Below are 7,826 nucleotides of genomic sequence, written 5' to 3' on the forward strand. Positions count from 1 at the left end.
GTATTTACACCTTATTATATATATTAGTTCAATTCGATGATACAGATGGAACCCTTCTTGACCGGTGTTCCCGGCATGAGACTTTGCTTGATTACCTTGCCTCTGCCATGAATCCTGGTTCTGATTCCTCTGCTCTCCATGCAGAAGATAGCGTCTCTGGCTCCCATGCCTGTAATATCCGGCACGGTGCTTTTGCCGTATTGCTTCTCTTTGAAAAGCTTGATGCTTCTGCTTCCTATGCGTTCTGCCTTGCCCCAAATAGGATTGCCGTTGGCGTAGCTTCCACTCCAGTTGGTGTTGGTCTTGATGCCCAGGTGGGTGAGTACGTAGTCGGCAGCCAGCACGTTTCCGTTCTTCACGTCCGGAACGAAGATGGAGGCTGAATCCTTGGCATCCTTCACGTCGAGTTTCAGGCTCTGTGCCATGATGCCTTCGGCAATGTCGTGGAATACCTTGCCACTCATGCTTCCGCCGGAAGCTGGCAAACCTGATTTCTGAATGCAGACGATACAGCTGTAGCGCGGATTGTCGGCAGGGAAGTAGCCGGCGAAGCTCACCAGATAGTTGGTAATGCCGTTCTTGTAACCGCCGGCTCCCTTGGAAACCTGAGCCGTACCGGTCTTTCCGGCAACCTTGAAGTTAGGCGAACCGGCTTTTTTGCCCAGTCCCAGGCTAACCACCTGTTCCAGGATGGTCTGCATCTTCTTGATGGATTGCGGCTTGGCTATCTGTGGGCGCATCACCTCTGGCGGAAACTCCATGATGGTTTCTCCGTTCTTCACTACCTTGCTCACGAATCTAGGACGCATCATCTTGCCGTTGTTGGCGATGGTGTTGTAGAAGGTGAGGGTAGAGATCGGTGGCACCTGCGTTTCGTATCCGATACTCATCCATGGCAAGCTGGTCTTTGCCCAGTTGTCATACTGTCCGTGGCTGTTTCTGTGCGGCATTCGGATTCGGGCAGGAGTAGCTCCCACCAGCGGAATCTTCAGGTCGTCGTGCAGACCGGTGCGATAGATGCCCTGTACGAATTTCTCCGGACAGTTGTGGTAGTGGTCGTCGATGATTCGGCTCACACCGATGTTAGAACTGTACCACAGTGTCTTTGCGAAGGTCAGCATTCCATATCCGCCCTTTCGCCAGTTATGGTCCTTCATATCTCGTCCGTACATCTGCCAGACACCACATCCCGTTTCCACGCGATAGGTAGTATCTACCACGCCGTCATCGAGCGCTACGAGCAGCGAGGCTGGCTTGAATACCGAACCCGGCTCCAGAAGGTCGCTCACGGCATGGTTGTGAATCTCTCTGTATTCGCCATCGAAGCATTTTTCCATGTTTACAATGGCCTTGATGTCGCCGGTAGGCACATCCATCACGATGGCTACACCCACGTTGGCATTGATTTCCTTCAACTCTTCGATGAGTGAGCGCTCGGCAAGATCCTGCATGCTCACATCGATGGTGGTAACAATGTCGGCACCGTCGATAGGAGGGGTGTCGGTGATGTCGAGGAACTTGTTGCGCACCTTGCGGCGATGCACGATACCATTAGTTCCGCGCAGGATGGAGTCATAGCTCAGCTCCAGTCCGAATCTGGCGGTATCCTTGGCACCAAACATGGCTCCGATGGTTCTTCCTGCCAGCGAACCGTAGGTGCGGGTGCGGGCATTGTATTCCTCCCAGTGGAATCCGCTCTTGTAGGGAGTGAGGCGGAAAATTGGCAGCGCCTTCACCTCGGTGAAGGTGTTATAGTCGATACGACTTCCATATACCGCCCAATGGCGGCTCTTCTTGCCACGTCCCTCTATGAGATGGCGCTTGAATTCCTCTGCTGTCTTCTCCGGGAATATCTTGTGGAGTCCCTGGCAGATGGAATCCTGCTTGGCATCCCAAAGCGAGTCGTTGCCGGCTTCGGTCAGTGCCTTGAAGTCCATGAATACCTTGAATTCAGGCAGCGAACTCGCCATCAGCTGTCCTGCGCAGCTCAGGATGTTGCCTCGGTTAGGCTTCACGGTCACGGAGTCTCTCTTCTGTCGCTCGGCAACCTGCATCCAGTAGTCGTGCTTAGCCGTCATGATGTAGAGTGCTTTTCCTACGATGGCGGTGGCAATCAGGGTCATGATGATGGCGATGGCACTATAGCGCGGCATTACTTTCTTATGCTCAAACTTGCTCATTCTTCTGGTACGTTTATGATGTAAGGAGGTTGTGTGGCGATGTGCAGGGTGCTGTCCTTGCTGTGCTTCAGCATGTCGAGCACATTGCTTTCACGACTCTTCTCTGTTATCTGACTGCTGGTTGACAGTGCTTTGTATTTCGTGTCTTGCAGCTCTTTTTGCAGTTGATCCAATTCGATGAGATCCTTCTGGATGCTGTATCGGTTGGATATGTAGATAATGATGAAAACCACGATGAGCATGAACAGCCATATCTGCTTTCTGATGATTTGTGCGGTGAGGATGTCACCACCCAGAATCTTGCGCAGTGTGAAGCTGGCAGAACCCGACACTTCCTCCTCGATGGCCTGCTTGGCAATCACTTCCTTGAGCGAAGCCTGCGGAGCCGGTTTGGGAGCTTCCGGCTGCGCCTTCTGCTCTTCAGCCGGGATGCTTGTTTCTGGTTTTTCTTTATCTTGTTTCATTTTCTATTGCATTACATGATTGCAGTTATATGATAATCTCATTTACTCTATTTCTTTTCTGCGATTCTCAACTTGGCGCTGCGGCTTCTCGGGTTTCTCTCCTGCTCATCGGCGTCTGGTATGATTACCTTGTTGTTGACAAGCTTGAAAGGTGTCTCGATTCTTCCGAAGAAGTCCTGTTCTACCTTGCCCTCTGGATTGCCCGCCTTCATCATGTTCTTCACGATGCGGTCTTCCAGTGAGTGATAGGTAATCACCGAGAGTCTTCCTCCCGGCTTGAGCAGTTCGGTGGCAGAGCGGAGCATTTCTTTCAGGGCGTCCATCTCGTGATTCACCTCTATGCGCAGTGCCTGGAAGAGCTTGGCCATCTCCTTCTTCTCCCGCTCTCGCTTGAAGAGGGGTTCCACGGCAGCCATGAAGTCCTTGGTGGTCTTGATAGGGCTTGCGGCTCTTGCCTTGACCAGGGCAGAAGCGATGCGGCGGGAATTCTTCAGTTCGCCGTAGAGATAGAAGATGTCGGCAAGTGCCTCTTCCTCGTATTCGTTCACGATGTCGGCAGCAGTCTTTCCGGCTCTCTTGTTCATGCGCATGTCGAGAGGAGAATCAAAGCGGAAGGAGAATCCGCGGGTCTCGTCGTCGAAATGATGACTCGATACACCGAGGTCGGCGAGTAGTCCGTCCAGTCCCTCCACGCCATAGTATCTCATCCAGTTCTTCAGGTATCTGAAGTTGGAGCATACGAAGGTGAAGTTGGGATTTGCCACCACGTTGCGCTCGGCATCAGCGTCCTGGTCGAAGCTGTAGAGATGTGCTCCCTCGCTCAGGCGGGAGATGATTTCCCTGGAATGTCCTCCACCGCCGAAGGTAACATCTACATAGATGCCGCCTGGCTGGATGTTGAGTCCGTCAACGCTCTCTTTGAGGAGCACGGGTACGTGATATGTTTCTGCTGTCTTGATCATTCTTCTTGATTCTTTTTCTTTTGTAAGTTACTTATTTTTAACTTGTTTCTTTCACGTGCATGTACTTATATACAGCGCGTATGTACCTATTTAATAGGAATTCGGCTCCAAAGGTACATAAAAATCCTCACATAGCTCCATGTTTCCCCACAAATTTTATGAAACGGGCGCAAAAAAATGATTTTTTTCATTTTTACGCTCCTTATTCGCTGGTATCTGGTAATTCGCGAAAAACGATGTTTTTTGTCTTGATTTCTCCCGAAAAGGTGGAAAAATGCACTATTTTTTAGCTTTATTGATAATTTTTCGGGAAAAATGACTCATATTTAAAAAAGAAAAACTAACTTTGCACGTACTTATTAGGTTTACTGAAAATGAGTGGTTCAATAGAGAAAACGATAGACATAGAAAAGATACTGAAGAACAAGATGGGGAGCAAAGCTAAATTTGTTCCCGGATTCCTCGTGTCGTGGCTGAAAAAGATTATACACGAAGACGAAGTGAACAAGTTCTTGTGGGAAAGCCGAAACCTCTCCGGTACGGAGTGGCTTACAGAATGCGTGCGCTATCTGAAGATGGATGTAGAAATCGTAGGCTTGGAGAATTTGCCGGATAAGAATGATGGCAAGCTCTATACTTTCGTGTCTAATCATCCGCTGGGTGGACAGGACGGCGTGTGCCTCGGCTCCATCATCGGAACGCATTATGATGGTAAGTTCCGCTATCTGGTAAACGACCTGCTGCTCAATCTTCCGGGGCTCAAGCCTGTAAGCATCGGCATCAACAAGACCGGCCGACAGAGCCGTGACTTCCCTCGCATGGTAGAGGCTGGATTCCAGAGTGACAACCACATGCTGATGTTCCCTGCGGGATTGAACAGCCGCAAGCAGCCTGATGGCAGCATCCGCGATTTGCCTTGGAAGAAGACTTTCATCTCCAAGAGTGTGGAATATCAGCGTGATGTGGTGCCTATTCATTTCGGTGGTCAGAACTCCGAGCGATTCTATCGCATCGCCAGGTTCAGCGACAAGCATCTGCCTTTCAACCTTGCCATGATGTTCCTCGTGGATGAGATGTACAAGAATGTGGGCAAGCATTTCCGCATCGCCATAGGCAAGCCGATTCCCTGGCAGACTTTCGATCACAGCAAGTCGGCTACAGAGTGGGCACAGTATGTGAAGGACAGGGTTTACGAACTCTAGTGAGAACCCTTTTACAGTGAGCAATCATAGAAAAAGTAAGAGAAATAGAACAAGATAATTATCGATATTATATAGAGAATTATGGAAGAAGAAATCATCCAACCGATTGACCGCGAACTGCTGAAGAGCGAGTTGACTCCCGAGAAGCAGCTTCGTATGACCAACAAGAGTCATAACGAAATCTATATCGTTACGGCTAATGATTCGCCAAATGTATTGAAGGAAATTGGTCGCCTTCGTGAAATCGCTTTCCGCGAAGCAGGTGGTGGAACGGGTAAATCGATGGACCTTGACGAATTCGACTTTGGTGACAACTGCTACAAGCAGCTTATTGTCTGGAATCCAGATGCTAACGAGATTATCGGTGGCTACCGTTATCTCCTGGGCAAGGATTGGGAACTTGATGAAAAGGGGCAGCCTAAGCTTGCTACCAGTCACATGTTCCACTTTTCAGATAAGTTCCTGAAGGAATACATGCCATATACTGTGGAGCTGGGCCGTTCGTTCGTCTCTCTCGAGTATCAGAATGTGCGCAAGAATACCAAGAGTATCTTTGCTCTCGACAATCTCTGGGACGGATTGGGTGCCCTTACCGTGCTCTATCCGGATGTAAAGTATTTCTTCGGCAAGATGACGATGTATCCTTCTTACATCCGTCGTGGCCGCGATATGATTCTCTACTTCCTCAAGAAGCATTTTGATGACAAGGAGAACTTGGTGATTCCGATGAAGCCATTGAAGTTGGAAACTCCTGAGAGCGAGATGGCAGCTATCTTCACGGAAGATGATTTCCGTGCTGACTATCGCATTCTTAATCATGAGATTCGCCAGCTCGGTTTCAATATTCCTCCTCTGGTGAATGCCTATATGAACCTCAGTCCTACCATGAAGCTCTTTGGTACAGCCATCAATTATGGCTTCGGCGATGTAGAGGAGACGGGCATTCTCATTGCTGTGGATGAAATCCTGGAGGAGAAGCGTATCCGCCATATCAACAGCTTTATTGAGGAGCATCCTGAGGCGCTGAAGATTACAAGCGGTGCCAACAAGATTTTCTACAAGGAAAAAGAATAGTATTTTCTAATTTACTCTTCACCCTTCACCGGGATGGTGTAAGGTGTTGTAAATTAGATGATTAGACGGGTGAAGAGTTGAGCTGACTCTTCACCTCTCTTCACCACTCTTCACCCATATTATTTTAGAGGAAAGAATATCAGAGAGGCAATGGTTCCGTCATCAATGAAGACTAGGCTTTGTCATCAATGAAGACCAGGCCCTGTCATCAATGAAGACCAGATCTTGGAATAAATGATAGCTGAACCTCGCGATAAGTGAAGAGTGGTGAAGAGTGGTGAAGAGTGAACCACCACTCTTCACCGCCCACACCCTAATGTTTATAGGGGTTTCAGCCGATTTGGTGAAGAGTGAAGAGTAAAAGCGAGAGTAGTCTTTTTACAGATAGTTCAGCTGAATTTTATCTCCCGACGTATCGTTTTGTGCCTGGCAATGGCACAAAGTTGCCCTGGTAAAGGGCAATATCTTGCCATAACCAGGCAGTAAATGGAATAAGGCAAAGAATGCCAATATTCCATTATACGGGGTGTTCTTAAAATGAATTGCAATATGGACAGAAAATTATCAATCAGATTTTATAAAGACCGGGAGGTAAGAGCGGTTTGGGACGGGGAACACAACAAGTGGTGGTTCTCCGTACTGGATATTATCGGCGTTTTGAACGAGCAGGATGATTATTCCAAAAACCGTAATTACTGGAAGTATCTGAAGACTAAGCTGAAGAAGGAAAATAATGAACTGGTTAGTGCCACTAACCAGTTGAAATTGCAAGCTCCTGATGGTAAACTGCGTTTGACCGATGTTCTCGACAACGAAGGCATTATGCTGCTAGCCAGGAACTTTCCTAATAATAAGGCTGCTGACTTTCTGGATTGGTTTACCTATAGCGATAATACCATTGATGGACAGAGTCGCAAGAAAGCATACACTCTTTTTGAGAGTGAATTGATCAATTCCATTACAGAAGGCTCTGTCAAAGGTTTGCAGCAGATTCATGCTTTCCTCTTTGGTGGTTTATACGATTTTGCAGGACAGATCCGAACTGTGAATATTGCAAAGGGCGGTTTCCAGTTTGCTATGGCGCAATATCTCCCACAAACACTTGCAGGAATCGAACAGATGCCGGAAAGTACGCTGGATGAAATCATCGACAAATACGTAGAAATGAACATCGCTCATCCTTTCCGTGAGGGAAATGGTAGAGCTACGCGCATTTGGCTTGACTTGATATTGAAGCGCAGGCTGAAAAAATGTGTGGATTGGAGCCTTATTGACAAGAATGATTATTTGGCTGCGATGACACAGAGTGTTGTTGATAGCAGTCGCATCAAACAGCTTATTGCCAATGCCTTAACTGATAAGATTGAAGACCGTGAGGTCTTTATGAAGGGCATAGACTATTCTTATTACTATGAGCAGGTGGATGAATAAGTAAGACTAAAAAATAACACGGACTTCACGCAATGGATAACGCACCTCTGAAGAAAGTAGTGACTCATCGCTTCGAGCCAACTTCAAAGTATGTTCTTCTTTTCATTGGAGGCTTGGCTCTATCTCTTGTCATCTCCATTTGGGGCAACCTAGCCCAATGGCGAGAGTATCAAGCTTGGGAGGTAGCAGACTTGAAATATCGGGCATTGAAGATGGTTCTTCCATCTGACGACCCAAATGTTCGATACATCGAAAAGCATTTTTTCTGTTTGCCGAGATGAGAAAGTTATAGATGATGTAAGAAATTGTGTTGCTGCCTACGAGGATTCTATTCGCCATCATCATGAAATGGTTGAAATGGCTACTTATAAAGATAGTATAGCCAATAAGCTTTTGCAAGAATCAAATCGCATAAAACGTGCTATGAAAAGCTCAAAATAAAGTTTCTGGAAACTAACTAAACTAAATGAGAGGGAAATAAACTTAATACATTCCCCTCTCATTTATTTAGTG

Annotated in this window: 6 protein-coding genes and 1 pseudogene; 4 read left to right on the plus strand and 3 right to left on the minus strand. The window is 47.5% G+C overall.

Going from position 1 to position 7,826, the window contains the following annotated elements:
• Positions 1 to 23: 23 nt before the first annotated feature.
• Genes DXD25_RS06800 through rsmH form a run of 3 tightly spaced genes read right to left on the minus strand, consistent with a single transcriptional unit; the run spans position 24 to position 3,606 of the window.
• On the minus strand, positions 24 to 2,180 hold the full coding sequence (locus tag DXD25_RS06800; protein ID WP_117662450.1) for a penicillin-binding protein: 2,157 nt from the start codon (positions 2,178 to 2,180) through the stop codon (positions 24 to 26).
• Entirely contained in the window at positions 2,177 to 2,644 is a 468-nt protein-coding gene (locus tag DXD25_RS06805) for an FtsL-like putative cell division protein (protein ID WP_187360446.1), read from the minus strand. Before DXD25_RS06805 ends, DXD25_RS06800 begins: the two co-directional genes overlap by 4 nt.
• Positions 2,645 to 2,691: 47 nt before the next feature.
• Positions 2,692 to 3,606: a 16S rRNA (cytosine(1402)-N(4))-methyltransferase RsmH gene (rsmH, locus tag DXD25_RS06810; RefSeq protein ID WP_089544079.1), complete on the minus strand. Its 915-nt coding sequence runs from the start codon at positions 3,604 to 3,606 to the stop codon at positions 2,692 to 2,694.
• 374 nt (positions 3,607 to 3,980) lie between these two features.
• Here rsmH and DXD25_RS06815 point away from each other — a divergent pair, with 374 nt between their 5' ends.
• From DXD25_RS06815 to DXD25_RS06830, 4 genes and pseudogenes are all read left to right on the plus strand, one after another.
• Positions 3,981 to 4,808 carry a glycerol acyltransferase gene (locus tag DXD25_RS06815; protein ID WP_089544078.1) on the plus strand — a complete coding sequence of 276 codons (828 nt, stop codon included), beginning with the start codon at positions 3,981 to 3,983 and terminating at the stop codon, positions 4,806 to 4,808.
• A gap of 81 nt (positions 4,809 to 4,889) precedes the next feature.
• On the plus strand, positions 4,890 to 5,882 hold the full coding sequence (locus DXD25_RS06820) for a GNAT family N-acetyltransferase (RefSeq protein ID WP_089544077.1): 993 nt from the start codon (positions 4,890 to 4,892) through the stop codon (positions 5,880 to 5,882).
• 549 nt (positions 5,883 to 6,431) lie between these two features.
• The gene (gene fic / locus DXD25_RS06825; protein WP_117662452.1) at positions 6,432 to 7,313 is read left to right on the plus strand and encodes a protein adenylyltransferase Fic; all 882 of its coding nucleotides are present in this window, start codon (positions 6,432 to 6,434) and stop codon (positions 7,311 to 7,313) included.
• A gap of 23 nt (positions 7,314 to 7,336) precedes the next feature.
• Positions 7,337 to 7,754: pseudogene (locus DXD25_RS06830) on the plus strand (hypothetical protein); the annotation flags it as partial.
• Between the last annotated feature and the right edge of the window lie 72 nt (positions 7,755 to 7,826).

This window comes from Prevotella sp. TF12-30, from assembly GCF_003436715.1.
Classification (GTDB): domain Bacteria; phylum Bacteroidota; class Bacteroidia; order Bacteroidales; family Bacteroidaceae; genus Prevotella; species Prevotella copri_A.

Coding starts and splice junctions, on each gene's coding strand:
- DXD25_RS06800 (WP_117662450.1), bottom strand. CDS start 2,180: ATGAGCAAGTTTGAGCATAAGAAAGTAATGCCGCGCTATAGTGCCATC.
- DXD25_RS06805 (WP_187360446.1), bottom strand. CDS start 2,644: ATGAAACAAGATAAAGAAAAACCAGAAACAAGCATCCCGGCTGAAGAG.
- rsmH (WP_089544079.1), bottom strand. CDS start 3,606: ATGATCAAGACAGCAGAAACATATCACGTACCCGTGCTCCTCAAAGAG.
- DXD25_RS06815 (WP_089544078.1), top strand. CDS start 3,981: ATGAGTGGTTCAATAGAGAAAACGATAGACATAGAAAAGATACTGAAG.
- DXD25_RS06820 (WP_089544077.1), top strand. CDS start 4,890: ATGGAAGAAGAAATCATCCAACCGATTGACCGCGAACTGCTGAAGAGC.
- fic (WP_117662452.1), top strand. CDS start 6,432: ATGGACAGAAAATTATCAATCAGATTTTATAAAGACCGGGAGGTAAGA.